At 33.6% G+C, this 24,092-nt stretch carries 24 protein-coding genes; 10 read left to right on the top strand and 14 right to left on the bottom strand.

Translation table 11 applies throughout. The features are described from left to right. Positions 1-43: 43 nt before the first annotated feature. From Q0951_RS14945 to Q0951_RS14925, 5 genes are read right to left on the bottom strand one after another with little or no spacing between them, the layout of a single operon-like run. Positions 44-1,306: a hypothetical protein gene (locus Q0951_RS14945; RefSeq protein WP_299338501.1), complete on the bottom strand. Its 1,263-nt coding sequence runs from the start codon at positions 1,304-1,306 to the stop codon at positions 44-46. Then, positions 1,296-1,856, bottom strand: coding sequence for a sigma-70 family RNA polymerase sigma factor (locus Q0951_RS14940; protein WP_299338498.1), 561 nt, complete (start codon positions 1,854-1,856; stop codon positions 1,296-1,298). Before Q0951_RS14940 ends, Q0951_RS14945 begins: the two co-directional genes overlap by 11 nt. A gap of 9 nt (positions 1,857-1,865) precedes the next feature. Then, the gene (locus Q0951_RS14935) at positions 1,866-2,855 is read right to left on the bottom strand and encodes a hypothetical protein (RefSeq protein WP_299338496.1); all 990 of its coding nucleotides are present in this window, start codon (positions 2,853-2,855) and stop codon (positions 1,866-1,868) included. Between the two features lie 14 nt (positions 2,856-2,869). Continuing rightward, positions 2,870-3,931 (bottom strand): hypothetical protein, encoded by a 1,062-nt coding sequence (locus Q0951_RS14930; protein WP_299338493.1) that lies wholly within the window; start codon positions 3,929-3,931, stop codon positions 2,870-2,872. 57 nt (positions 3,932-3,988) lie between these two features. Beyond that, complete coding sequence (locus Q0951_RS14925) at positions 3,989-4,957, bottom strand: hypothetical protein (RefSeq protein ID WP_299338490.1); 969 nt, start codon at positions 4,955-4,957, stop codon at positions 3,989-3,991. Positions 4,958-5,074: 117 nt separating this feature from the next. Between Q0951_RS14925 and Q0951_RS14920 the strand changes: the two genes are divergently transcribed. After that, a complete protein-coding gene (locus Q0951_RS14920; RefSeq protein WP_299338489.1) occupies positions 5,075-5,734 on the top strand; it encodes a hypothetical protein in 660 nt (219 codons plus the stop codon). Between the two features lie 52 nt (positions 5,735-5,786). On the opposite strand, the gene Q0951_RS14915 is transcribed toward Q0951_RS14920, so the two are convergent. Then, complete coding sequence (locus tag Q0951_RS14915) at positions 5,787-8,042, bottom strand: polyribonucleotide nucleotidyltransferase (RefSeq protein ID WP_299338486.1); 2,256 nt, start codon at positions 8,040-8,042, stop codon at positions 5,787-5,789. 221 nt (positions 8,043-8,263) lie between these two features. Beyond that, positions 8,264-8,533 carry a 30S ribosomal protein S15 gene (gene rpsO, locus Q0951_RS14910; protein WP_299338603.1) on the bottom strand — a complete coding sequence of 90 codons (270 nt, stop codon included), beginning with the start codon at positions 8,531-8,533 and terminating at the stop codon, positions 8,264-8,266. Between the two features lie 180 nt (positions 8,534-8,713). Between rpsO and Q0951_RS14905 the strand changes: the two genes are divergently transcribed. Continuing rightward, on the top strand, positions 8,714-9,607 hold the full coding sequence (locus Q0951_RS14905) for a hypothetical protein (RefSeq protein ID WP_299338483.1): 894 nt from the start codon (positions 8,714-8,716) through the stop codon (positions 9,605-9,607). A gap of 70 nt (positions 9,608-9,677) precedes the next feature. Here Q0951_RS14905 and accD read toward each other — a convergent pair whose 3' ends face one another. The 3 genes from accD to Q0951_RS14890 all read right to left on the bottom strand — a co-directional run bounded on the left by accD (position 9,678) and on the right by Q0951_RS14890 (position 14,288). Further along, positions 9,678-10,535, bottom strand: coding sequence for an acetyl-CoA carboxylase, carboxyltransferase subunit beta (gene accD, locus Q0951_RS14900; RefSeq protein ID WP_299338480.1), 858 nt, complete (start codon positions 10,533-10,535; stop codon positions 9,678-9,680). A gap of 36 nt (positions 10,536-10,571) precedes the next feature. Further along, the gene (gene fbaA, locus Q0951_RS14895) at positions 10,572-11,639 is read right to left on the bottom strand and encodes a class II fructose-bisphosphate aldolase (RefSeq protein ID WP_299338477.1); all 1,068 of its coding nucleotides are present in this window, start codon (positions 11,637-11,639) and stop codon (positions 10,572-10,574) included. 126 nt (positions 11,640-11,765) lie between these two features. Next, the gene (locus tag Q0951_RS14890) at positions 11,766-14,288 is read right to left on the bottom strand and encodes a BamA/TamA family outer membrane protein (protein WP_367179769.1); all 2,523 of its coding nucleotides are present in this window, start codon (positions 14,286-14,288) and stop codon (positions 11,766-11,768) included. 131 nt (positions 14,289-14,419) lie between these two features. On the opposite strand from Q0951_RS14890, the gene Q0951_RS14885 reads away from it, so the two are divergent. Beyond that, positions 14,420-15,145, top strand: coding sequence for an RNA methyltransferase (locus Q0951_RS14885; RefSeq protein ID WP_299338475.1), 726 nt, complete (start codon positions 14,420-14,422; stop codon positions 15,143-15,145). On the opposite strand, the gene Q0951_RS14880 is transcribed toward Q0951_RS14885, so the two are convergent. Continuing rightward, positions 15,132-15,848 carry a porin family protein gene (locus Q0951_RS14880; RefSeq protein WP_299338473.1) on the bottom strand — a complete coding sequence of 239 codons (717 nt, stop codon included), beginning with the start codon at positions 15,846-15,848 and terminating at the stop codon, positions 15,132-15,134. The two genes, Q0951_RS14885 and Q0951_RS14880, sit on opposite strands and share 14 nt — an antisense overlap. A gap of 30 nt (positions 15,849-15,878) precedes the next feature. Then, positions 15,879-16,610 (bottom strand): bifunctional demethylmenaquinone methyltransferase/2-methoxy-6-polyprenyl-1,4-benzoquinol methylase UbiE, encoded by a 732-nt coding sequence (gene ubiE / locus Q0951_RS14875; RefSeq protein WP_299338470.1) that lies wholly within the window; start codon positions 16,608-16,610, stop codon positions 15,879-15,881. 121 nt (positions 16,611-16,731) lie between these two features. Here ubiE and trkA point away from each other — a divergent pair, with 121 nt between their 5' ends. From trkA to Q0951_RS14845, 6 genes are all read left to right on the top strand, one after another. After that, entirely contained in the window at positions 16,732-18,081 is a 1,350-nt protein-coding gene (gene trkA / locus Q0951_RS14870; RefSeq protein ID WP_299338468.1) for a Trk system potassium transporter TrkA, read from the top strand. Positions 18,082-18,104: 23 nt separating this feature from the next. Continuing rightward, on the top strand, positions 18,105-19,598 hold the full coding sequence (locus tag Q0951_RS14865; protein ID WP_299338465.1) for a TrkH family potassium uptake protein: 1,494 nt from the start codon (positions 18,105-18,107) through the stop codon (positions 19,596-19,598). Positions 19,599-19,758: 160 nt separating this feature from the next. Continuing rightward, positions 19,759-20,013: a hypothetical protein gene (locus Q0951_RS14860; RefSeq protein WP_299338463.1), complete on the top strand. Its 255-nt coding sequence runs from the start codon at positions 19,759-19,761 to the stop codon at positions 20,011-20,013. Positions 20,014-20,182: 169 nt separating this feature from the next. Further along, positions 20,183-20,455 (top strand): hypothetical protein, encoded by a 273-nt coding sequence (locus Q0951_RS14855; RefSeq protein WP_299338461.1) that lies wholly within the window; start codon positions 20,183-20,185, stop codon positions 20,453-20,455. A 2-nt stretch (positions 20,456-20,457) separates the two neighbouring features. Continuing rightward, the gene (locus Q0951_RS14850) at positions 20,458-20,724 is read left to right on the top strand and encodes a hypothetical protein (protein WP_299338458.1); all 267 of its coding nucleotides are present in this window, start codon (positions 20,458-20,460) and stop codon (positions 20,722-20,724) included. Positions 20,725-20,726: 2 nt separating this feature from the next. After that, positions 20,727-20,996 (top strand): hypothetical protein, encoded by a 270-nt coding sequence (locus tag Q0951_RS14845; protein ID WP_299338456.1) that lies wholly within the window; start codon positions 20,727-20,729, stop codon positions 20,994-20,996. Here Q0951_RS14845 and Q0951_RS14840 read toward each other — a convergent pair. Further along, positions 20,993-22,177, bottom strand: a complete 1,185-nt coding sequence (locus Q0951_RS14840; protein ID WP_299338454.1) for a pyridoxal phosphate-dependent aminotransferase — start codon at positions 22,175-22,177, stop codon at positions 20,993-20,995. The genes Q0951_RS14845 and Q0951_RS14840 overlap by 4 nt on opposite strands. A gap of 15 nt (positions 22,178-22,192) precedes the next feature. Then, the gene (locus Q0951_RS14835; RefSeq protein ID WP_299338451.1) at positions 22,193-23,290 is read right to left on the bottom strand and encodes an acyl-CoA desaturase; all 1,098 of its coding nucleotides are present in this window, start codon (positions 23,288-23,290) and stop codon (positions 22,193-22,195) included. Positions 23,291-23,434: 144 nt separating this feature from the next. Between Q0951_RS14835 and rsmG the strand changes: the two genes are divergently transcribed. After that, complete coding sequence (gene rsmG, locus Q0951_RS14830; protein ID WP_299338448.1) at positions 23,435-24,064, top strand: 16S rRNA (guanine(527)-N(7))-methyltransferase RsmG; 630 nt, start codon at positions 23,435-23,437, stop codon at positions 24,062-24,064. Positions 24,065-24,092 lie beyond the last annotated feature (28 nt).

The following is a 24,092-nucleotide window of genomic DNA, read 5'->3' as shown; positions in this document are numbered from 1 at the left end:
AAAACTCTGACTTATGCAAATATTACTACGATTTCAGAAGGAATTAAAATCGATATTCAAGACCAGTATGGACCGAAAAAATAAATGGTTCTACACTGTTCTTTCTTGAGAATGGCTTGATTTGGTAATTGAAAACAGCTTCAGTGTTAAAGTAGATGTCTTTGATTATCTTAGTTTCAAGTCCTAATCCAAGATTTAATGACATAGTAGCTTTATATTCAAAATTTAAAGCATTGTTATTTGAGTTTTTATCTAGTTTAAAATAGCTCAATCCACCAATAATAAACGGATTTATTTTATGTTGTTTGGGTGTGTATTTTATTTCCAGAGGAAATTCAAGATACTCTACTAGTCGCTCTGTGCCATCAATATCTATAGTTTGATTTAATTCTAATTTTCTAATACCAATTCTTATATAGGTTTCTTTGGTCATTTTGTAACTTGCTAACAGACCGTAATTAAATGAGAAATTATCTGTTGTTTTTGTGTTTAAAGCACCATAATAAGAGAGTGTAGCCTGAGGCATGATTGTCCATCGTGACTGGTCATCAAGTTCTATAGAATCATTTAACTTTTCTTCGGAAGCTAATTTTGAATTTTGTTCTAATTTTAAAGAATCTCTTTTCTTTTTATTTGCTGTAATTAGGCTGTCACGTCGAATGATGGCTTTTTCTCTATCAGAAAGTTGTCTGCTTTTGTTAGTGTTCTTTTCTTCGGAAATAGTAACATCTTCGTTTAATCTATGTTCTGATGTACTCTTCTCATCCAATGATTTTTTAGAAGTATCTGAAAGGATAGCAGTGTTATCACTCTCTGATGTATTGCTATTAGTGTTTTGAGTTATTTGTAAGTTATTTGCCTTTCTTGAATTAGCAGTAGTACTCGTAGATATAACTGACGTGCTTTTGGTATTTTGATTGATCTTCTCCTCATTGGTATTTAAAGGGTTCGAAGTAATTATGTTGTTATTAGGTCTCTCATCTATAGCGCTATCAGTTTGTCCTGAAGTAGCAGTAACACTATTGGCAGGAGAGTCTTTTTGGATATCTGGTTGGTTAATGTTAACAGTATTAAATTCTGGTTTAGTAGTATTATTTTCATTTAGATTATCATAAGGGTTGATTATCCAAAGCATTAGCGTTAATACAACAAGACCAATACCAGACATCCAAAAAATGAAAGCTCTTTTTTTCTTCTTCTTTTTTAATTTGGCTTCAATATGAGTCCATACCAAATCATCTGGACTATCCTTAAAGTGATCTAATCTGTTTTTTACAGCTGCTCCAATATCTTTTTTAGTTTCCATTAGATGTCAGGTTTTTAGATGATACATTCGTTGGTTTTAGCATCTTGGTTTGTAGTATGTTCTTTGCTCTATGTAAATTTGATTTAGAGGTGTTTACACTAATATTTAAAAGTTCAGCTATGTCTTTATGTGAGTAGTTGTCAAGTTCATACAGATTAAATACCATACGATATCTTGGAGGCAAATCCTGAATATGTTTTAATATTTGATCTAAAGGAATGTGATCTATAGTACTAGTTTCGATAATTGTATCTTTTAATAAATCGTTATTAATGACAATGTTTAAATGGCTGTCTTTTTTGTATTTGTCTATGGCTTTATTTATAGTGATGCGTTTCATCCAACCTTCAAAAGAACCTACCCCTTTATAAGATTTTATATTGCTAAAGATGTCTATAAAAGCATCTTGTAAATTGTCTTGAGCTTCTTCTTTATTTTTACAATACTTTAAGCATAGGGTGAACATGTCATCTTTATACATTTGGTATAATTGACTCTGTGCCTTTAAGTTGTGCTTTTTACAAGCTTTTATTAATTGTTTTAAATTCAAATATTATAGTTATTCAAATACGTATTCTATTGTAAATTTTGAAGCTATTGATGTACCATCTTCTAGATAAGCAGTGTATTCATCAAAAGTAGCATATCCTTCATCATTAGTTGTACTATTAATATCAATAGGAAAAGTAATACTGCCAGGTGAAGTTAAGCTAAAGTCAATCATTGTATTTGGGGAAAGCATTTTAGGATTGAAGTTATTTAAAACATCTAATTCAAGATGGTATAAAAGCATTATATTTTTTCTCCCAAATGTATTTTCATTAATGTAATGTAAGGTGTTTTTATGGTTAAGGTTATAGGTGTAGGTTTGTAGATTAGAGAAAAAAGTTGATCCGTCAGGATAGATTGTCGAAGTCTCCTGACTTACCATATTATTATTGGCATCATAACTATTTGATTTGATTTCTATTTGATCATTAATGTTGATGTAATTAAAGGTTTGAAAATAGGTTCTATTATCATTAAGATCCAATACCATTTTTAAATCTGAAACAAGTGTGTTATAATTTATTCCATCGGTGCTTCGTCTGCGTTCTACAAAAACAGTATCAGCAGTATGAGTTAATGTATGTTTGTCATAAAAGGATTGCTGCGTATTCAAATTGTTAAATCTGTTGATGTATTCCGTAAGATCTCCATTAGAATCATAGATGTATTTTATATTTCTAATGACACTTCCATTATCAAAGGTTGTGATCTCTGAAATTTGATCATTAGCATAGCTGTAAACATCATTAGTCATGACATCATCAACACCTGGATTAAAAGATTGGGCAAAATGTGTTGAGCTCATTATTTTATTGTTCTCTAATAGATAATTTTTAGAGACAGAGGTCTCTTGTGTTAACGGACTAACTTCAGAATAGGTGAACTCTGAGATCAATACGTTTGTTTCTGGTGGATCATTAGGAGTTTGAGTCTCATCTGAAGAACATCCAAAAATAAAGACGACCAATAGTGTAGTAATAAATAATGCTGAGTTTTTCATGATATGTTTTGTGTTTAGCAGTTAACTGAAGAGAGTGTGATTAAGACATAATATTGTGTGTCGGTGTCACTATCATTAATTCTGACATATATGATCTGATCATTTTCAATGTTGGAGTAGGGCTCTTCTGAAACTATTGGGTTTGTCATTAGTAAGGCATCCGCTTCTGTTTCATGGTAGGAAATGTCGTAGTTATTATTTGTGTTATCAAACTCAAGCGTGTCAAAAATGCAAGCGGTATAATCATTCAGAATAAATTCAGAAATTCCACTGTTTAATTCGGTTTCACATGCTTCGAAATTAAAATTTCCGCAGTCGGCAAATTCTGGATCGCATCGCTGATTTAAAATCAGTTCACGATCAAAATGTTTAAGTTTTAAAGAATTAGCATCCAGATATTCTACTTTCCAATCAAAATTAAAGTAATTACCAACAGCAGTGGTATCGATAATATTCAGATTAATATGTAATTCATTTTCTATGGTAAACGGAGTCCAGGATCCAGTATACAGTTCGCCCTCATGATTTAAAGTTGTAAATCCGTCATTCTCTTGAATCAAGCTTCCCAGATAACTGTTGTCATCGATAAAACTATAGCCTACTTTCCAAATACATTCACGTATAATTGTTTGACATTCGCCAACCATTTCAATACTTAAACAACTGTCAATAGCTTCTTTAAGTTCTGCTTTAGTATTAATTTCAAAAGTTTCACCAGAATCCAGTGTGCTGGTAATAGGAAAGCTTATACTAATGGAATAGTTTTCGTCAATAGTTTCCAGAAAACTACTAAATTGATCGTCATCATCAATTCCTGATGTATATAGATATTCGTCGTTCTCATCAAAAGCAAAAAGGGTTAGTGGATATATAAAATTAATACATGTAATACTTTGGTCAGGGCGATCTTCATCGTTGGTTATGCCTACCAAATTATCAAATAGGTCTGAGTCTGCTGCAATAATTTCAACAGTATCCATATTTGGATTTTCACTGAGGAGATTATCATCAAGGTCGTATGCACATGATGTGATTACCACACTACAGATAAGAAGTAAAATTTTTGAGGGTTTCATAACGCTTGTTTTCCTATAGACTTGGAGATGTCAAAAAGGTTGCGTTAAAATTTAAAACTATTCGAAATCTAATACCTGAGTAGCTTCAATAAGCTGTTTTAAAGCATCAATTTTAGCATTGATTCTATTAAAGAATGTGCGTTTTTCCTTTTCTCCAGAAGTATTAAGTAATTTGGAGTGTTGCAATTGCTGGTTGAGATATGCTTCTGCTTGCTGACATGTAATTGTATCACTCGTTAGATAATAAGATAGAATGGAAAATGGAACATATAAAGACTGTTGATTTGGTGTTGACACTAACACGTTGTTATTCATCAATAATAGTTCGTTATAATACATTTGGTAATGTGAAGCATTTACATCAACACGATCTGAAATGGTTTTCATCAAAACCTTGAGAGCTTCACATAATTCTATGGCTATTGAGTTACTAATCTGACCAGCCTGATTGTAAAAATGAATTTGTTTAAGTGTACTATTTACAGTAGTAATATCCCAGATTTCAATAGTATTTAAATTCTGGTACAAACCTTTTAGATTTTTAGCGGCTTCTATAAGGCCAACACCAGGTGAAAACTGTTCAAAGGTTTTTGTATTAAATGAATTGTCTAAAAGCTTTAACCACACATAAGTTTTGAAGCGACTCAAAATGTCATCGCCAATGGTGTAAAATAAAGGGATGTCTTTTGCTGAGTACAAAATCCTACTAGCTTGTTGTTGTAATAAAGGTAGTAAGGAGTCATAGGAGGTTTTAAAGTAGTCTTCAAGTTCTTTTTCATTATGAATATGCTTTGTTTTTTCTACGGAAATAAAGCTCTTTTCAGTGGTCTCAAATAAACTATCCAGTGCAATATGATAGTGTTTAGCTAAAATAATACACTCATCAATGGACAATTTGCTTTTTAAACTTGTACGCCTATGCGCTGCATCGTAGCTAATATCTAAAGCTGTAGCTATAGCATCTATCAGAGAAGTATTGCCTGGTAATTGCGACTGGATTTCTTTTAAAAACTTAGACTGAAACATGATCTAAAGGTATTAATATTTGTGATTATCACAAATAATATATCTTTTATTCGTATTAATGACAAATAAAAATGTGATTATAGCAATAATTTTGGATTAATATTAAATCTAAAACTTATGAAAACTAGAGTCATTTTATTAATCATGTATTGTATTGTATTTGTTTTGCCAGCTCAAAATGATACCATTAAGGTAACAAGCAGTAAGCAGTATTATGATAGTGTAGATGCATATGTTAAAACCATAACAGTGAATTTTGGTACAGGAGTGTTTATACCTCAGGGAAAGCTACAGCGTTATTTTGGAAATGCACCTTTGTTTGAACTCAATGCTAATTTTCCGCTTAAAAAAGGAAAGTCGATTGATGGAGTATTTCAATTTGTAATTCCAAATCAACAAGATGATTTTTTGTATTTACGTACTATAGATACAGTTCAAGCCAAGAGTACACTGATGTTTAATCTGTTTTTAAGGTTTAAAAAAAGTATGTATAATTCTCAGAAATCAAAGGTTGATTTTGGTTTAGGTATAGGTGCATCAACTATTACAACAGATGCGAGAAATCCATTTTATAGTGGAGAAGATGATGAGAATAAATATGAGCTTATTACTGCATTCTTATTAATGCCTGGTGTAGAATTAAAACATAAATTTTCAGAACATACAGAGTTTACATTTAGCTTTGATTTGCAATATTCGCCTTATAAGATAGAAGGTGCTTTAAGAGAAGATATTGGGACACTAGCCCTTATACCTAAAATTAGTTATAGGTTTTAATCAAAAAAAGCCCCACAATTTGTGAGGCTTTTTTAATTATTGAGAAAAGAAATTAATCTTCTTTCTTGTCATCATGTCTTGGTTTACGATCATCACGGCGATTATCACGTCCGCGATTATCTCTACCTTTGTTGTTATCACGTCCACCTCTGTTGTTATCTCTTGGAGGTCTTGGTTTATAACCTTCTGGTTTTGGTAAAATAGCTTTTCTAGATACTTTCTCTTTACGAGTTCTAGAATCAATACCAAAATACTTCACATCAAAAACATCTCCCATGTTCACAACATCAGATACGTTTTCTGTACGTTCCCAAGCCAGTTCACTTACGTGTAATAAAACTTCATTTCCTGGTGCTTCAGTGTACTCAACTACAGCTCCAAAATCTAACATTTTGATTACTTTAACTTCGTAAACACTTCCAACTTCTGGCTTAAACAATAAAGAGTCTATTTTTGCCTGAACAGCATCTATACCTTCAGAACCAACACCTAAAATCTCAACAATTCCCTCTTCAGTTACAGGATCTTCATTGATTACAATAGTTGTATTGGTTTCTTTCTGTAATTCCTGAATGACTTTTCCTCCTGGGCCAATTAAAGCACCAATAAATTCATTAGGAATTCGTCTTGTTACCATTTTAGGCGCATGAGCTTTAACATCTGCATTTGGTGTAGCAATGGTGTCAGTCAATTTTTCTAAGATGTGTAAACGACCATCACGAGCTTGCTTAAGTGCATTTACCAAAATCTCATAGGATAAACCTTTCACTTTGATATCCATTTGGCAGGCTGTGATACCATCTGCAGTACCAGTCACTTTAAAGTCCATATCACCTAAATGATCTTCATCACCTAAGATGTCAGATAGTACAGCATATTTTCCAGATTCTGCATCAGAAATTAATCCCATTGCAATACCAGAAACAGGCTTCTTTAATTGAACACCTGCATCCATTAGTGCCATTGTTCCTGAACATACAGTTGCCATAGAAGACGATCCGTTAGATTCTAAGACTTCAGATACAACTCTTACTGTGTAAGGACATTCATCAGGAACCATTCCTTTTAATGCACGTTGTGCTAAATTACCATGACCTACTTCTCTTCTTGATGTTCCTCGAATTGGTCTTGCTTCTCCTGTTGAAAACGGAGGGAAGTTATAGTGTAAATAGAAACGCTCTTCACCTTCATAAGATGGCATATCAATTTGATTTGCTTCTCTTGATGTTCCTAATGTTACTGTGGCTAGTGCTTGAGTTTCTCCACGTGTAAAGATTGCTGAACCATGTGTAGATGGTAAGTAATCTATCTCACACCAAATTGGTCTAATCTCATCTGTTTTACGACCATCTAAGCGTAGCCCTTCATCTAAAGTCAGGTTTCTAATAGCCTCTTTTTGAGCCTTAGCTACATATTTGTGGATGAGCTTTCCTAAATCTTCTTGCTCTTCTTCAGAGAAGGATTCAAAAACTTCTTCTTTTATTTCACTAAATGCAGCACCACGTTCATGCTTTGCAGAACCTGCTTTTGCAATTGCGTAGGTTTTGTCGTAAACCATATCGTGAATCTTCTTCGCTAAATCTTCATCAGAACGTTCAGGATCGTACTCACGGACTTCCTTTTTACCGAAAGCTTCTGCTAATCTTACTTGAGCCGCACATTGTACTTTAATAGCTTCATGTGCAAACTTGATCGCTTCTGCCATTTCTTCTTCAGAAATTTCATCCATTTCACCTTCTACCATCATTACTGAGTCAGCCGATGCTCCAATCATCATATCGATGTCAGATTCTTCAAGCTGCGCTCGTGTTGGGTTGATGATAAATTCACCATTAATACGACCAACTCTGGCTTCAGAGATCGGACATTCAAAAGGGAAATCTGATAATTGTATAGCTGCAGAAGCTGCTAATCCTGCCATAGCATCTGGCATTACGTCTTCGTCATGAGACATCAATTGAATCATCACTTGAGTTTCAGAGTGATAATCTTTTGGGAATAGTGGACGTAATACACGGTCTACTAGACGCATTGTTAATACTTCACCATCACTTGGTCTTGCTTCTCTTTTGAAGAAACCTCCAGGGTAACGTCCAGCCGAAGCAAATTTTTCTCTGTAATCTACAGTTAATGGTAAAAAATCAACATCTGCCTGATGATAATTGGAAACTACTGTACATAATAACATACATTTTCCAGATTGCACAACAACGCTACCATGCGCCTGTTTTGCAAGTTTTCCGGTTTCAATAGAAATTTCTCTACCGTCACCAAGGTCAATGACCTCTTTAAATGTTTTTGGAATCATAAATTTTTAATTCTGGTTCAAGCACTAATAGTCATGCCTGAACAATGTTAAACAATGGTCGTTGTGTTGTTGTAGTTGTTGTGTGACATTGTAAATGTCGTGACCAATGAAAAACCTATTGCTCCGAAATTCATTCGGAATTCAGCTTCTTATCTACGATGGTTATACTCTATCGTAAGAGTTGGGTATATAAAAAAAAGAGGCACGAAGCCTCTTTGATATTATTTTCTTAATCCTAATTCTTTTACTATCGCACGATATCTCATGATATCTTTCTTAGTTAAGTAATCAAGTAACGCACGACGCTTACCTACTAACTTTACTAATGAACGCTCTGTGTTATAATCTTTACGATTGTTTTTTAAGTGCTCAGTTAAGTGGTTAATTCTGTAAGTGAATAATGCAATCTGACCTTCTGCAGTTCCAGTGTCTTGTGCGTTTTTGCCATGTTTTTTGAAGATGGCTTCTTTTTCTTTTTGATCTAAATACATGCTAATATTATTGTAAATGATTGTTATGTACGTTGAAAGTCTTTCTTTCAAGCGGCAAATATAGTAATTTTTAACCATTTGCAACCATTTGAAGATGTGTTTTCATTTTTTTATTCTGAAAATTAAACGTTTTGAGGTTTCGGTAGTCTTAACATCATATTAACATTAAAATTAGCAATTATGAATTTTTTAAATCATGAACTCAATTCAAACAACAAAATTGGATTGCGTAACGTAATGAAAGTAGTACCAAAATTGATGTTAGCCTTTGTGGTTTTAGGTTTGACATTTACCAGTTGTACTAGTGACAACAACACTGTAAGTGATCCTCAGGAGACTGAAATTACTGAAGTTAGATTATCATCTGAAATTGATGTCGCTGCAAATGTTGTAGGTGATATTATTATTGATGCCTATGAGTTGGAAGAGTCTGATAATCTAGATCGTCAGTCTCAAGAGCAGTCAGCATTACCTGATTGTGTTACTATTACAGTTGTAGCACAACAATTTTTTAGAGAAGTAACTGTCGATTTCGGTACCGAAGGGTGTGTTGTACATGGTCATTTATTAAAAGGACAAATTGTATTCTCTTACACCAGAGATCCCGAAGCACAACAAATACTGATTACTTATGATCTTGTAGACTTTTTCTTTGACGCCAAAAATGTTTTGGGAAGCAAAACTATATTAAGAGAATTGTCCAATGAGAATGGAAATCCGCAATTTACTCACACTTTAGATCTAACTGTAATTTGGCCTAATGGTGCACAAGCGAGTAGAGAAGGCCTTCGCGTAAGAGAATGGGTTGAAGGTTTTGGAAGTGGTGTTTTTAGCGATAATGTTTTTGAGATTACAGGAAACTGGTCAACAACGTTTGTAAATGGAAATCAGCATACCTATGAAGTACTAACACCTCTTAGAAGAGAAGTAATCTGTTTCTACTTAGTTAGTGGAAGTGTAGATGTACAACGTACAAATTTTGGTGGAACTTTTGATTATGGAGATGGAGATTGTGATAATCAAGCCACCTTTACAACTAATAATGGTAATGTGATTGATGTGACCTTAAATTAGTTTTTACTTCTTCGGAAGACAAAAAAAGCGAGCCACTAGGCTCGCTTTTTTTTAAAAGATATAAGAGTAATTATGCTCTTAAAGGTTGATTTGTGATCAAATCGATATACAAATTCACCTTGTCTTTGAGATCTTTTCGGTGTGTAATAAAATCTAAGAATCCATGTTCTAATAAAAACTCTGAGGTTTGAAAACCTTCTGGTAATTCTTGTCCTGTTGTGTCTTTTACAACACGAGGTCCAGCAAAACCAATTAAGGCTCCAGGCTCACTAATATTGATATCGCCTAACATAGCAAACGATGCTGTGGTTCCTCCAGTAGTGGGATCGGTACATAACGAGATGTATGGTATTCCAGCATCAGCTAATTGTGCTAATTTTACTGAAGTTTTTGCCAATTGCATTAATGATAAAGCAGCTTCCATCATACGCGCACCTCCAGATTTAGAGATGATCATAAAAGGTGTTTTCTTTTTTAGTGCATAATCTGCAGCTCTGGCAATTTTTTCACCTACAACACTACCCATAGAACCTCCAATAAAAGAGAAATCCATACAAGCAATGACTAAGTCTTTTCCTTTAGATTTTCCAACAGCTGTTTTAACCGCATCTTTGAGTTTGGTTTTTTCCTGAGCAGCTTTTAAGCGGTCTGGATATTTTTTAGTGTCTTCAAATTTAAGTGGATCTTTAGACGTTAATCCAGGATCTAATTCTTTAAACTTATTATCGTCGAATAAAATTTCGAAATATTCTTTACTTCCTATTCTTACGTGATACCCATCTTCAGGACTCACATAGAAGTTTTGCTCTAATTCTTTTGTGTCAACAATCTTGCCTGTTGGAGACTTGTACCACAGCCCTTTGGGTGTGTCTTTTTTCTCCTCAGTAGATGTTTGTATTCCTTTATCTTTTCTTTTAAACCAAGACATTAAACATTGTTTTAATTAGTAGTTAGTGGTGCAAAGTTATAAAGTATTTACATTATTAAGGTCTTCAAACGCCTTTTTTAAACGTTCAACAAATGCTTGCTCACCTTTTCTAAGCCAAACTCTAGGGTCATAATATTTCTTATTTGGAACATCATCTCCGTCAGGATTTCCAATTTGAGCTTTTAAATATTCCGATTTTTCTCCCATATAATCACGAACACCACTCATAAATGCATATTGCATATCAGTATCGATATTCATTTTAATAACGCCATATCCAATAGCTTCTCTGATCTCTTCAACTGTTGATCCAGATCCACCATGAAATACAAAATCAATATGATTATGAGGTAAATTGTGTTTTTGAGATAAGTATTCCTGTGAGTTTTTAAGAATTTTAGGTGTTAATTTTACATTTCCTGGTTTATAAACACCATGCACATTTCCGAAGGCAGCAGCAATTGTAAATTGGTCACTTACTTTAATAAGCTCTTCGTAAGCATAGGCCACTTCTTCAGGTTGAGTATATAATTTAGAATCGTCTACATCTGTATTGTCAACACCATCTTCTTCACCACCAGTGATTCCTAATTCAATTTCAAGAGTCATTCCCATTTTACTCATGCGTTCAAGATACGCTTTACAAATCTCGATATTTTCTTCTATAGGTTCTTCGGAAAGATCGATCATGTGAGAACTGTAAAGTGGTTTTCCAGTCTCTTTAAAATGTTGTTCACTTGCGTCTAATAAACCATCGATCCATGGTAATAATTTTTTAGCACAATGGTCAGTATGTAAAATTACAGGAACTCCATAAGCTTCTGCCATAAGATGTACATGTTTTGCGCCAGCAACAGATCCTGCAATTGCAGCTTTTTGGTCATCATTGCTTAATCCTTTTCCAGCATTAAATTGTGCACCTCCATTTGAAAATTGGATAATAACTGGTGCATTTAGTGCTTTTGCAGTTTCTAGAACACCGTTTATGGTGTTAGACCCAATGACGTTTACTGCTGGTAAAGCAAAGCCTTTTTCTTTTGCTAGTTTAAAGATTTCTTGAACTTCACGTCCTGTAGCTACTCCTGCTTTTATAGTATGACTCATGATTTATTTTGGTTGAAAATTAAAAGTCAAAAATAAGGAAAATTTGACTAACATCTCAGATTTTTTGAGACTTAGAAATGGATTGAGTTCACGAAAACGTTATCGTTTCAGATCAAAAAAAAAGGTTTAGAAAGGATAGTTAACACCAATATTATAGACAGCATTACTGAAATTGTAATCTTTAAACCAACGGTTGCCTAATTCTCTCGATGGGTCGTAAGTTTTAAAACCTATATCGCCTCTGAGAACAAAGAAGCTAAAATCATAACGAATACCAAAACCTGAACCTACAGCAATATCTTTTAATGAGCTTAAACCACTAAAAGTGGCGCGTTCATCTTCTACATTATCAAACACATTCCAGATGTTTCCTGCATCTACAAAAACAGCACCATTAAATCTGCCCAATAGATTAAAACGCTGTTCGGCGCTAAGTGTGATTTTTAAGTTGGCTTCGTTGAATTCATTAGTGGATAGCGAACTACCTGGTCCGAGGTTATAGGCTGTCCATGCTCTAATATCATTTGGACCACCAGCAAAGAAACTTTCAGCAAAAGGAATACTATTAGAGTTTCCGTAAGGAATAGCAATACCAAAATAGCTTCGTATAGCCAGTTCATTTTTCCTACCCAGATCCCAGTGCTTTACATAATCTACTTCGGTTTTAACATATTGTGAAAAAGGCACGCCAAACATTTCAAATCGTCCGTCGTCATTTCTCGAAAGATTAAATACATTAGATAAATTGGAAAGTAGGTTTCCTGCTAATTCAAGTCTCAATCTCAGTATTGAGAAATCATTATCAAATAAATTTTCACGCCTGTTTTTGACATAATTGAAACTGGATGAGAAAATAAGGTTGTCTTCCGTAAGTCGGTCTTTACGTTGCTTGATATTGTTAACCGTTATAAAATCATCATCAGTTGAGGTCAAGGAAGTGTTGCCGTTTACAACATCACTAATAAACATGTCAGCTTCATTCGGTATGCTCAGATCATCTGTGGTGTAGCCAATGTTTTGAGCAATTTGATTTAATCGATCAAAGGAGTTTTGATAGACACCAAAATAATTTGCCGTATTTAGATTTTTTACAAACTGAACATTAAAAAGGTCCAAATTATTGGTCACCTTAGTAGACGGATACCAATTGTAGTTTACAGTTCCTGTAAAGGCCTGTTTATCCAATCCGATATTACGTTGACTCGTTGCATTAAGCGTAATTCTTGTGCTTGGCGACATATATTTTGGAATGATTCTTTCCGTATTAAACGGAAGAAAAAACCGAGGAATCTTAAGCCTTAAGTTTCCTCCAAGCTCATTGATGTCAAAGAATTGGTCTTTAGTGTCAGAGGCATCTCTGGAAGAACCTATAGCGCCAAGAGCAGAAATTTCTAGCGTTTCAGCTCCTCTAAAAATATTTCTAATCACAAGTCCAGTACTAAATGCAAAACCTACGGTTTGAATATTACTTTGTGAGATTTCAAAACTACTGGTAAGTTCAAACTTCTTTCTAGGAACTAAATATACATTTGCAGTAAGTGTTGTGTCATTTTCATTTTCGATGTATTCAATTCGTGGATATCTAAAAGCCTGTAATTCGCTTAAATAGCGATAGGTTCTAGTTCTATCAATATCCTTAAACACATCTCCTTTATGAATAAATACGGCATCAGTTATAGCTTTAGGTCTATACTTTAATTTGTCAAAACTATACAGGTTGTAATCTTTAAATTGTACCGAATCTGTAATGGTGGAATCTCTATTTTCATTCTTAAAATCAGGAAAAATATTCACATCTTTGATTTTATAGATTTTAAACGGAATTCGTGTTATAGAGTCTTCGGTTCTTATAGCTCTGTCAGCAATGTATAATTCAGTATTTATTTTTTTATTGGTTCCTAAAGTATCAAGATCAAAGGTGATGTAATCTTGACCGAAATGGTAAAAACCAGAATTTCTGAGTCGTTCTGTAAGTCTATCTCGTTCGGCAGCAAAATTTGCTTCATCGTATTGTTGTCCTTTTTTAATTAGAGCACCTTTTTCTAAAGAAGACCTGTAAAGCGAATCCATAATTGGTGTTTTTACAAACGCTTCGATACTATCTAATATATAAGGGTCACCTCGGTCTACTTTAAAGGTTACTCGTGCTCTCTGATTACTGTCTTTTTCTGTTTCAAATGACGTCTGGACATTAAACCATCCTTTACTGAAATAATATTTCTTGAGTGCATTGGTTGTTTTTTCTGCGCGTTCTTCACTGTAAATAGCTGGAGCTTCTCCTGTCTTTTTTAACCATGAATTGAAGTTTTTCTTAGACCTTATCCAGGCTTCGTATTGTTTTATTGATAATAGGTTTTTAGCTCCAGTATTTGGATCATCAGGATTGCGATATCTTGCATTTAAAATAGAATCAATATTAGGTCTTGCTAAATTGTAAATGTGTAATCGCAAAGGAATTCCTAATAAAGTACCATTGGGTTTTTGATAAATGAGGTCTGTGACTGTTTCTGTATTATTTTTTTTGTCATCTACTAATACAGTATTGTTCATCAATAAATGCTCGTCTTTTTTGACACGTTTCATGACATCACAAGACATGAGTGTACATATCATACAAAGGACTGTGATTCTGGTAAATTGAAATTTCAAAAAAGAAAAGGTTTGCATTTAAGTTCTACCCAAATTTACTGTTTATTGTGTTCTCTATATAACAAATAATAGACCAAAAAAGTTTTACTTTGTGATATATTTATAATCTTAACAAAAGTAAATAGATTTTGATGTTAACAAAGAGCCACATAAAATTAATTACGAGTCTAAACCAAAAAAAGTTTAGACAGCAGCATCAATTATTCGTGGTTGAAGGTATAAAAGGTATTCAAGAGTTTTTGAATTCTCATTATGAGTTATACCAATTGTTTTCAACAGAACCTATTTTTAATGCTGAAATCATACAGATCTCAGAGCAAGAACTTCAAAAGATAAGTAGTCTTAAAACTCCTAATACAGCTGTGGCAGTATTCAAAATTCCGAAGACAAGCAATGGTACTTTTGACGGATTGGTTTTAGCTCTAGATGATGTTAGAGATCCAGGAAACTTAGGGACTATTATCAGATTGTGTGATTGGTTTGGAATACGACATCTCATTTGCAGTAAAGCAACTGTGGATTGTTACAATTCTAAGGTGGTGCAAGCTACAATGGGCTCTTTGACCAGAGTTGAGGTTCAGTATCTGGATTTGAAATCTTTTATTGAAGTATCAACTATTGATGTTTTTGGCACTTTTATGGATGGTCAAAATATTTATAATGAAAGCTTACCAGAGGAAGGTATTATTATCATGGGAAATGAGGCAAATGGAATTTCTGAAGCCATAGAGCAATTAGTCACCACAAAACTAAGTATTCCTAGATTTGGCGATTTAAAAGCTACTGAAAGTTTAAATGTGGCAACAGCAACCGCTATTGTTCTAAATGAATTTAAACGACATTCTACTGAAATGTAAAATTTAAGAAGATGCCACGAGTTTTCATGGTTGTGATATTACTTGTCCATGGGCTATTAGGATCTTCATCTCTTACTAGCTCATCATTAAGTGCAAATACACCACGTATTGAAGGTGTGAATTTAAACCATTGGTTGTAAAAATCTATACCAAAACCTAATTCGTAAAATACAACGTTCTTCTTGGTTCTAAATTGACCTGAAGCATTATCATCAGGATTTTCTTCATTACTTGATAGATTCAAGGATGTTGAAAATCCACCTATAATAAATGGTTTAAAGTTGTTAATACGCTTAGTTGACACTTTGAGCAATAATGGAAAATGAACGTAAGTTGATTTCACTTCACGCAATAAATCAGAACTAGTAGGTTCTTCAAAGCCATTAAAATAACTTGGGTCGTATTGTAAATTTCTTTGGGTAATAAAAAGACCAGGTTCAAATCTTAAGTCTAAGTGATCATTAATTCTAAGATTAGATATTAATCCTACACTAAACCCAAAATTAGTTTCCACTAATATGTCTGGTTGGTCTTCTTCATAATTAAATTGATAATCGTAATTATTGAGTCCGAGATAAAATCCCCAAGTCAATAATTTCTTATCAAAATTCTCCTGATTTCTTATTTTTTCTTTACTAAATAATTGCGCTGATGCATTTTGTGACGCAATTAATAAGGCTAAAACTATAAGTACTTTCTTCATAAATATCACGTTAATGACGTGTTCTGCATGTTATGCTTTTGATGCCGAATAAATTGTGGCAACACCAAAAGTTTGAGGTTTGTCTTGCACGTTAATAAACCCAATTTTACGTAAAATATTGTTTAAAACCTCACCATAAGGAAAAACAGATGCAGATTCACTGAGATAAGTGTAAGCAGATCGGTCTTTTGAGAAGAGCTTTCCTATAGCAGGTAAAATGTATTTAGAATAGAATTTATAGCCTTGTTTGTATGGTGTTTTAGTAGGTACTGAGGTTTCCAAAATTACAAATATCCCATTAGGTTTAAGTACTCTAAAAATTTCGGCAAGACCTTTTTCAAGAGTTTCAAAATTTCTAACGCCAAAGGCAACAGTTATAGCATCAAAGCTATTGTCGTCAAACGGTAAACTTTCAGAATCGCCAATGACCATTTTGATAAGGTTATCAAGTTCTTTATGTTTTATTTTTTTTCGACCAACTTCCAACATACCATCGCTAATGTCTAATCCAATGATTTCTTTAGCATTGGTTTTTGCTAGACTAATAGCTAAATCTCCTGTGCCAGTTGCAATATCTAAAATGCGTTCCGGTTGCGTTTTAGAAACAAGATCTACCACCTTATTACGCCATTTTATATCAATTCCAAAAGAAATTACACGATTTAGTCCATCGTATTCTTTTGAGATATTATCAAACATTTGGGTGACTTGTTGCTTTTTATTCAAATCACTATCCTTATATGGAGTAACTTTTGAGGACATTCTTTTTTTTTGCAAATATACTTAAAACTAATAGCTTTAGGTAATTTGCAATTACTTTTAAGACGCTTTTAATAAGATAATATTGTAGTATATTTGTATGTTTTTTTGAATAAACATATCAATGAAAATAATTATTGCAGGTGCTGGAGAAGTAGGATTTCATTTGGCTAAGTTATTGTCTTATGAATCACAGGAGATAACCTTGATAGATACAGATAAGAATAGCTTGGCTTATGCTAGTGATCATCTTGATATCAGAGTCATCAAAGGAGATGTTACTTCTATTGCCATTTTAAACGATGCCAGAATAAATACGGCTGAATTATTTATAGCAGTGACCTCTTCAGAAACTACAAACATTACTGCATGTGTGCTTGCAAAACAATTAGGAGCTAAGCAGACCATAGCCAGAATATCAAACTCAGAGTTTTTAGATCAAAAAGATAAAGTTGGATTTACCCAATTTGGTATTGACGAGTTGATTTCCCCTGAAACCTTAGCTGCAGCAGAAATTGAATTACTTCTCAATCAATATGGGTTTAACGACACTTATGAGTTTGAAGATGGTAAATTAACCATGCTAAGCTTACGGTTGTCCAGAACAGCAAGTTTCGTTGGAAAAACGGTTAGAGAAGCAGCTCAGGTATTCCCAGAATTACATTTTGTGCCTATTGCAATTCAGCGTTTTGGAACACAGTATACCATTATACCTAGAGGTGATACCGAATTTAAAGAAGGTGACAAAGTTGTGTTTATGACTTCTAAAGGAGGTGATGATGAATTGTTTCAACTATCAGGAAAGGTCAAGACAGAACTAAAGAACATAATGATCCTTGGTGGTAGCAATATTGGTTATAAAACCGCAAAAGACTTATGTGAGAGTAAATTTAAAGTCAAATTAATTGAAAGCGATAAAGAAACAGCTTTTGAATGTGCTGATGATTTACCTAATGCCTTGGTTATTAATGGTGATGGTAGAAATGTAGAATTACTTGAAGAAGAAAGTATTTCTGAAATGGATGCATTCATATCTGTTACTGGAAATTCTGAAACTAACATTATGTCCTGTTTGGTTGCTAAATCAAAAGGTGTTAAAAAAACCATAGCTCTGGTAGAGAATATGGATTATTACCAATTGTCTCATTCTATTGGAATCGACACATTAATTAATAAAAAACTTTTGGCTGCTAACAATATCTTTAGATACATAAGACGAGGTGAGGTGTTAGCTATGACCAAATTGAGCAATATGAATGCTGAGCTATTGGAGTTTGAAGTGAATTCAAATTCAAAGATTACACAAAAGAAAATCAAGGATCTGGATTTTCCGCGTTCTGCAATTATTGGAGGTGTGATACGAGATGATGTTGGTATTATACCTTTAGGTGATTTTCAAATACAAATGGGAGATAAAGTTGTAGTGTGTTGTTTGCCGAGATCTATAACTCAGGTAGAGCGGTTCTTTTTTTAATATCTTTTGAATGATATATATACATGAAACTCAACTATAAAATTATTTTTCATTTCTTCGGATTGTTATGTTTGTTCAATGGTGGTTTCATGCTATTGTCAACAATAATCAGCCTAGTATACAAAGATGGCGTCACTTTAGAGATATTTGGTGCAGGTATAATTGTACTTCTTTTAGGTGTTGTTGCAATGCTTATGACCAAAAATCATAAGAAGGAACTTGATAAACGTGATGGTTACATTGTAGTTGCTTTTGGGTGGATTGTCATGGCGTTGACCGGAACTTTGCCCTATTTGATCACTGGATCAATTCCGAGTTTTACAGATGCTTTTTTTGAAACTATGTCTGGTTATACAACCACAGGTGCCAGTATATTAAATGATATTGAATCTATTCCAAAGGGTGTTTTGTTTTGGCGAAGTATGACCCATTGGATAGGAGGTATGGGGATTATTGTTCTTGCTATAGCTATTCTGCCATTACTTGGTATTGGAGGAATGCAATTGTTTGCTGCCGAAGCTCCAGGACCTAATGCAGATAAACTTCATCCAAGAATCACTGATACTGCAAAGCGATTATGGCTCATTTATTTTGGATACACAGCTGCCGAAACCATATTACTACAAGTAGCAGGTATGTCATTTTTTGATGCAATAAATCATTCGTTATGTACGCTTTCTACTGGAGGTTTCTCTACAAAGAATGCAAGTGTAGCTTACTGGAATGGTCAACCAGTTATTCAATACATCATTATTGTGTTTATGTTTTTAGCAGGAACGAATTTTGTACTTAGTTACTTTGCATTTAAGGGAAAAGTACAAAAGGCGATTCGTGATGAGGAGTTTAAACTCTATTTTAAGTTTATAGGCTTATTTACCATTATAGCAGCTCTTATTATTTACTTCAAAGCAGATTTTGGTGTTTCATCAATCGATCACCCTATGGTATTGGGTAAAGCAGAAGCATCGTTTAGGCATGGTCTTTTTCAAGTTATCGCCATTATAACCACAACAGGTTTTGTAACTGCAGATTATACCTTATGGACGCCCTTTTTAGTTGTGTTCTTTTTCGGAATTATGTTTTTAGGAGGTTCGGCTGGAAGTACTTCTGGTGGTGTTAAAGTTGTTCGCCATATGATCATGATAAAAAATGGATTTCTTGAATTTAAACGCGCTTTACATCCTAATGCTATCCTTCCTGTACGTTACAATAAAAAAGCAGTTTCAGGAGATATTGTGTTTAATATTCTTGGTTTTTTCATCTTATATATGCTATCATTTATTGTAGGTGCATTGGTGTTTTCAATGTTCCAAATTGATTTTGAGTCGGCTGTCGGCTTATCTGCATCAAGTTTAGGAAATGTAGGTCCTGCTCTTGGAGATTTCGGACCAGTTAATAACTACTCGACATTACCTGCTTTAGGAAAATGGTGGTCGGCATTTTTGATGCTTATTGGTCGTTTAGAATTATTCACTGTGCTCATATTATTGACTCCTTTTTTCTGGCGAAACAGATAAATTTTCAGAAATTTTTCAAATTTTTTTTTCTTCGGAAATATTAATATTTATAGGTATTTCAGGAGTTTTATGTTGATTATAAATGATTTACAAGATCATCTGCTTGTAACATTTTATTTCATTATACGTCATATAGTTGTAATCAATTAAATAATCAATCATGGAATTAGTATTAAAATCACAAGAATTAGAACCGTTTCCCAATCATGGGTTAGAATCAGAATTTATTAGACCTGAAGGTTTATTAAACTCAAACTACAAATCTGTTGTTAAATGTAATTTAAGCAATACAGATTCAAATTCAATCTTTGGTATCAAGCAACGTGTAAGAAGCAGACAATATCAAATTACTTCAAGTATCTCTACACTTTTAAAATTGTCTGTTTTTGTAACAGTATTAGCATTTATCCTATAAAAACTAATACAAATGGACCTTTTTAACTGGTACGATTGAGCTCAAACTCAAAACTATCTTTTATCATTCTTAAATACTACAATGTCGATGCTTATATAGCATCGATTAGTATTTTACACTTTAATCACAATGTTAAACGTCTGAGATTTTCAGAATTAAATATGATATTATGAGCTCAATTGGAACAATGAACTCTGTTATAAATAATAACAGAAAGCTTTTAAAGGATGGAAAACGCAAGCCATTTTCAAAGTCGTTAGGAGGAACTTCAAAAAAGAGTACCTACAAGCAATATGTATTGCCTGAAGTATCACCACACGTATTACGTCGAGTTAGAATAAAGATGAAGCGCCAAAACCGACGCTTATTAATTAAGCAGTTGGTGATAGGTTTTGTAACTTTAGTTCTTATGATGTTATATATAATATACTTAAGTCAGTAGATATGGGTGGAGAAGGAGCAATGATGCACATGATTACGTCTTTGAAAAATAATAAACGAAGACGAAGAAAACGAAAGTCATTTAGTAATGATAGCCTTAACAGTGTTGGAGCTGAAAAGCCTGTTTATGACTTTCCTGAAGCTACACCTGAGGTTTTATCAAAAATAAAAAAGGATATGCTTAAAGATCAGAAAACGGATCGTATTAGATCTATAGTCATCATTATATTTATTTTAACCCTTATTATTTACGGTATTATAAAAGCGTAACTATGCCATTAGGAGAATCAATGATAAGCTCATTAAAGAGCAATAAAAGTATAACGCTTGATAAGTCATCACGGTTTAAAAAGACCCTTGGCGGTTACGGAAAAAATAGGAAACATGAATTTAATTTCCCTGATGCTAGTCCGCAATTATTAGAGCGCATACGATTAAAAGCAAAAAAAGAGCACAAAAGAAAACAGCTTATTTTTACTGTGTTTTTTGTGCTCCTTTTTATTATTTCTGTAATAAGTGTATTTTACTTCAATATCATCTAGCTAACCGCTTCTTTAATACGTTTTATAGCTTCAATGATTTGCTCTTGAGAGGCAGCATATGATATTCTGATACAATCTGGATTGCCAAAGGCAATTCCAGTAACTGTAGCTACATTGGCGTGTTCCAGTAGGTATAAGGAGAAATCTGTAGCGTTCTCTATCTTTTGTCCTTTTAATGTTTTTCCAAAGAAATAAGAGACATCGGGAAATACATAAAAAGCTCCTTCAGGCTCATTAGTTTTAAACCCTTCAATATCATTTAGTAAACCTAAAATTAATTTTCGTCGTACTTTAAACTCGTCTACCATGAATTGTACTCGAGAAGGAGGCTCGTTAAGTGCTGTTATCACTGCACGCTGAGCAATACAATTTGCACCACTAGTCATTTGACCTTGCATTTTGTTGCACGCTCTGGCTATTTGTTCCGGACCGCCAATATAACCAATTCTCCAGCCTGTCATGGCAAATGCTTTGGAAACACCATTTACAGTTATAGTTCTATCAAACATATCGTCAAACTGAGCCATGCTTTCGTGACCTCCTATAAAATTGATATGCTCATAGATCTCATCAGATACTACAATGATATTTGGATACTTTTGAAGCACATCAGCTAAAGCTCTCAGCTCATCTCTACTATATACGGATCCACTTGGATTGCAAGGAGAGCTGTACCAAATCATTTTTGTTTTGGGTGTTATTGCAGCTTCTAATTGTTGAGGAGTTAGTTTAAAGTCGTTTTCTATAGAGGTTTTAACTTCAACAGGTACGCCTTCATTTAATTTAACAATATCACTGTAGCTCACCCAATAAGGACAAGGCAAAATAACTTCATCACCTTTATTAAGTAATACTGCAGCGATATTAGCTAGAGATTGTTTTGCACCAGTTGACACAACAATTTGAGATCGTTTGTAATCGAGGTTATTATCTCTTTTAAATTTATTGATAATGGCATCTTTTAACTCCACATAACCATCTACAGGAGTATAAGAGTTATAATTGTCGTTAACAGCTTGTATAGCTGCCTCTTTAATGTAGTCGGGAGTGTTGAAGTCTGGTTCACCAAGACTTAAGCCAATAATATCTTTTCCTTCTGCTTTTAGTTCTCGTGCTTTGGCTGCCATAGCTAGTGTGGCAGATGTAGCCATGTTGAGAACTCTATCTGAAAGTTGTGCCATTTAAAATAGTTTCAGTTAGCGCATTGCAGGTTTCATTCCCATTTCTTTTAAGAATTTAAAATGGGCTACAATGGCTTTTCTTGTGGTTTCGTATTCTTTGTAAGGTAAATTGAATTCTTTTGCTGTATCTCTAACAATCTTAGAAATTTTTCCGTAGTGAATATGGCTTATATGCGGAAAAATATGGTGTTCAACTTGATGATTTAAACCACCTGTATACCAGTTAATAATCTTGCTTTTTGCACCAAAATTAACAGTAGTTTTTAATTGATGAATGGCCCATGTGTTTTTCATTGTTCCATCTTTTTCAGGTAAAGGCATTTCGGCTTCATCCATAACATGTGCCAACTGAAATACAACACTAAGTATCAATCCAGCAACATAATGCATGATAAAGAAACCGAGTAGAATCTTCCACCAAGCAATGTCTAAAACTAGCATTGGAACAACAATCCAGATAGATACATAAATCAGTTTTGAGATTACTAATTTACTCCAGTTCCAAACAGGATTTGGTAATTTTCCGTAAGATAATTTACGTTTCATGTAGCGATACATTTGTTGAAAATCTGTAGTAATAGCCCAATTTATCGTTAGTAATCCATATAATAATACTGAGTAGTAATGTTGAAATTTATGATATTTACGCCATTCAGCATGCTTTGAGAAACGTAATATACGTCCTGCTTCTAAGTCTTCGTCATGGCCATGAATATTCGTGTAGGTATGGTGTAATACGTTATGCTGTACTTTCCAATTGTAAACATTTCCAGCAAGAATGTATATACTACTTCCCATTAAGCGGTTAACCCATTCTTTATTAGAGAATGAACCGTGATTTCCATCATGCATAACGTTCATTCCAACACCAGCCATTCCTATACCCATAACAACTGTTAATAATAATTGCAGCCATCCTGGGATGTCTAAGGTTAAAATTAAGAAGTATGGAGAAAGGAATAGTGAAAACATGATTATAGTTTTCAACCATAATTTCCAGTTACCTGTACGTTTTATGTTATTTTCTTTAAAGTAATCGTTTACGCGTTTGTTTAATGTTCTGAAGAACTTAGCCGAGTCTTTCCTTGAGAAGGATAAGGTTTGTTTTGTCATTGATCTGGTATTTTCAATACTAACGCAAAATTTTGCGTTGTCATATTTCAAAAACAAATATAATTAATAAAAGTTCCTGATAGGCTAATTATATGCTAAAAATATCCACATAAAAATGTATACTTTTGTGAAAATTTTAAATGAATGGATCTGATACACCAATATTTCCCAGATTTGACTGATGAGCAAATTGTTCAATTTCAGAAGTTGGAGCATCTTTATCAAGATTGGAATTTAAAGATTAATGTGGTGTCTCGTAAAGATATAGATGAGTTGTATCTACGGCACGTATTACATTCTTTAGGAATAGCGAAGGTTATGAGGTTTAAGTCTGGTTCTCATATTTTAGATGTTGGAACTGGTGGAGGGTTTCCTGGAATTCCTCTAGCCATTTTACATCCAGACAGTGAGTTTCATTTAGTTGATAGTATAGCTAAGAAGTTAAAGGTTGTCAATGAGGTTGTAGATGGTTTGGGATTGACAAATGTAAAAACTACACATAGTAGAGTTGAAGAAATCGATGAACAGTTTGATTTTATTGTGAGTAGAGCAGTGGCTGCAATGCCTACATTTGTACATTGGGTTAAAGGAAAAATTGCCAAAACTCAAAGACATGATCTCAAAAACGGAATTTTATATCTCAAAGGAGGTGATCTTTCCGAAGAATTGAAAACCTACCAAACAGCAACAATTTATAACTTGAGTGATAACTTTAAAGATCTATTTTTTGAGACTAAGAAAGTGGTCCATTTACCTCTTAAATACCGTGGATAAAAAAAAGCTCCAATTCAATAGGAGCTTT

It is taken from the genome of uncultured Psychroserpens sp. (assembly GCF_947501425.1).
In the GTDB taxonomy this organism is placed as follows: domain Bacteria; phylum Bacteroidota; class Bacteroidia; order Flavobacteriales; family Flavobacteriaceae; genus Psychroserpens.
The sequence above is the reverse complement of the archived record's forward strand: the minus strand, read 5'-3'. Positions and strand labels throughout refer to the sequence as shown.

Excerpts from the sequence above, each read along its gene's own strand:
- Q0951_RS14860 (WP_299338463.1), top strand. The coding sequence starts at position 19,759 with ATGGAATTAGTATTAAAATCACAAGAATTAGAACCGTTTCCCAATCAT.
- accD (WP_299338480.1), bottom strand. The coding sequence starts at position 10,535 with ATGTCTTGGTTTAAAAGAAAAGATAAAGGAATACAAACATCTACTGAG.
- Q0951_RS14855 (WP_299338461.1), top strand. The coding sequence starts at position 20,183 with ATGAGCTCAATTGGAACAATGAACTCTGTTATAAATAATAACAGAAAG.
- trkA (WP_299338468.1), top strand. The coding sequence starts at position 16,732 with ATGAAAATAATTATTGCAGGTGCTGGAGAAGTAGGATTTCATTTGGCT.
- ubiE (WP_299338470.1), bottom strand. The coding sequence starts at position 16,610 with ATGTCCTCAAAAGTTACTCCATATAAGGATAGTGATTTGAATAAAAAG.
- Q0951_RS14880 (WP_299338473.1), bottom strand. The coding sequence starts at position 15,848 with ATGAAGAAAGTACTTATAGTTTTAGCCTTATTAATTGCGTCACAAAAT.
- Q0951_RS14835 (WP_299338451.1), bottom strand. The coding sequence starts at position 23,290 with ATGACAAAACAAACCTTATCCTTCTCAAGGAAAGACTCGGCTAAGTTC.
- Q0951_RS14930 (WP_299338493.1), bottom strand. The coding sequence starts at position 3,931 with ATGAAACCCTCAAAAATTTTACTTCTTATCTGTAGTGTGGTAATCACA.
- Q0951_RS14865 (WP_299338465.1), top strand. The coding sequence starts at position 18,105 with ATGAAACTCAACTATAAAATTATTTTTCATTTCTTCGGATTGTTATGT.
- Q0951_RS14905 (WP_299338483.1), top strand. The coding sequence starts at position 8,714 with ATGAATTTTTTAAATCATGAACTCAATTCAAACAACAAAATTGGATTG.
- Q0951_RS14935 (WP_299338496.1), bottom strand. The coding sequence starts at position 2,855 with ATGAAAAACTCAGCATTATTTATTACTACACTATTGGTCGTCTTTATT.
- Q0951_RS14945 (WP_299338501.1), bottom strand. The coding sequence starts at position 1,306 with ATGGAAACTAAAAAAGATATTGGAGCAGCTGTAAAAAACAGATTAGAT.
- Q0951_RS14845 (WP_299338456.1), top strand. The coding sequence starts at position 20,727 with ATGCCATTAGGAGAATCAATGATAAGCTCATTAAAGAGCAATAAAAGT.
- Q0951_RS14920 (WP_299338489.1), top strand. The coding sequence starts at position 5,075 with ATGAAAACTAGAGTCATTTTATTAATCATGTATTGTATTGTATTTGTT.
- rpsO (WP_299338603.1), bottom strand. The coding sequence starts at position 8,533 with ATGTATTTAGATCAAAAAGAAAAAGAAGCCATCTTCAAAAAACATGGC.
- Q0951_RS14850 (WP_299338458.1), top strand. The coding sequence starts at position 20,458 with ATGGGTGGAGAAGGAGCAATGATGCACATGATTACGTCTTTGAAAAAT.
- rsmG (WP_299338448.1), top strand. The coding sequence starts at position 23,435 with ATGGATCTGATACACCAATATTTCCCAGATTTGACTGATGAGCAAATT.
- Q0951_RS14925 (WP_299338490.1), bottom strand. The coding sequence starts at position 4,957 with ATGTTTCAGTCTAAGTTTTTAAAAGAAATCCAGTCGCAATTACCAGGC.
- Q0951_RS14840 (WP_299338454.1), bottom strand. The coding sequence starts at position 22,177 with ATGGCACAACTTTCAGATAGAGTTCTCAACATGGCTACATCTGCCACA.
- Q0951_RS14915 (WP_299338486.1), bottom strand. The coding sequence starts at position 8,042 with ATGATTCCAAAAACATTTAAAGAGGTCATTGACCTTGGTGACGGTAGA.
- Q0951_RS14885 (WP_299338475.1), top strand. The coding sequence starts at position 14,420 with ATGTTAACAAAGAGCCACATAAAATTAATTACGAGTCTAAACCAAAAA.
- fbaA (WP_299338477.1), bottom strand. The coding sequence starts at position 11,639 with ATGAGTCATACTATAAAAGCAGGAGTAGCTACAGGACGTGAAGTTCAA.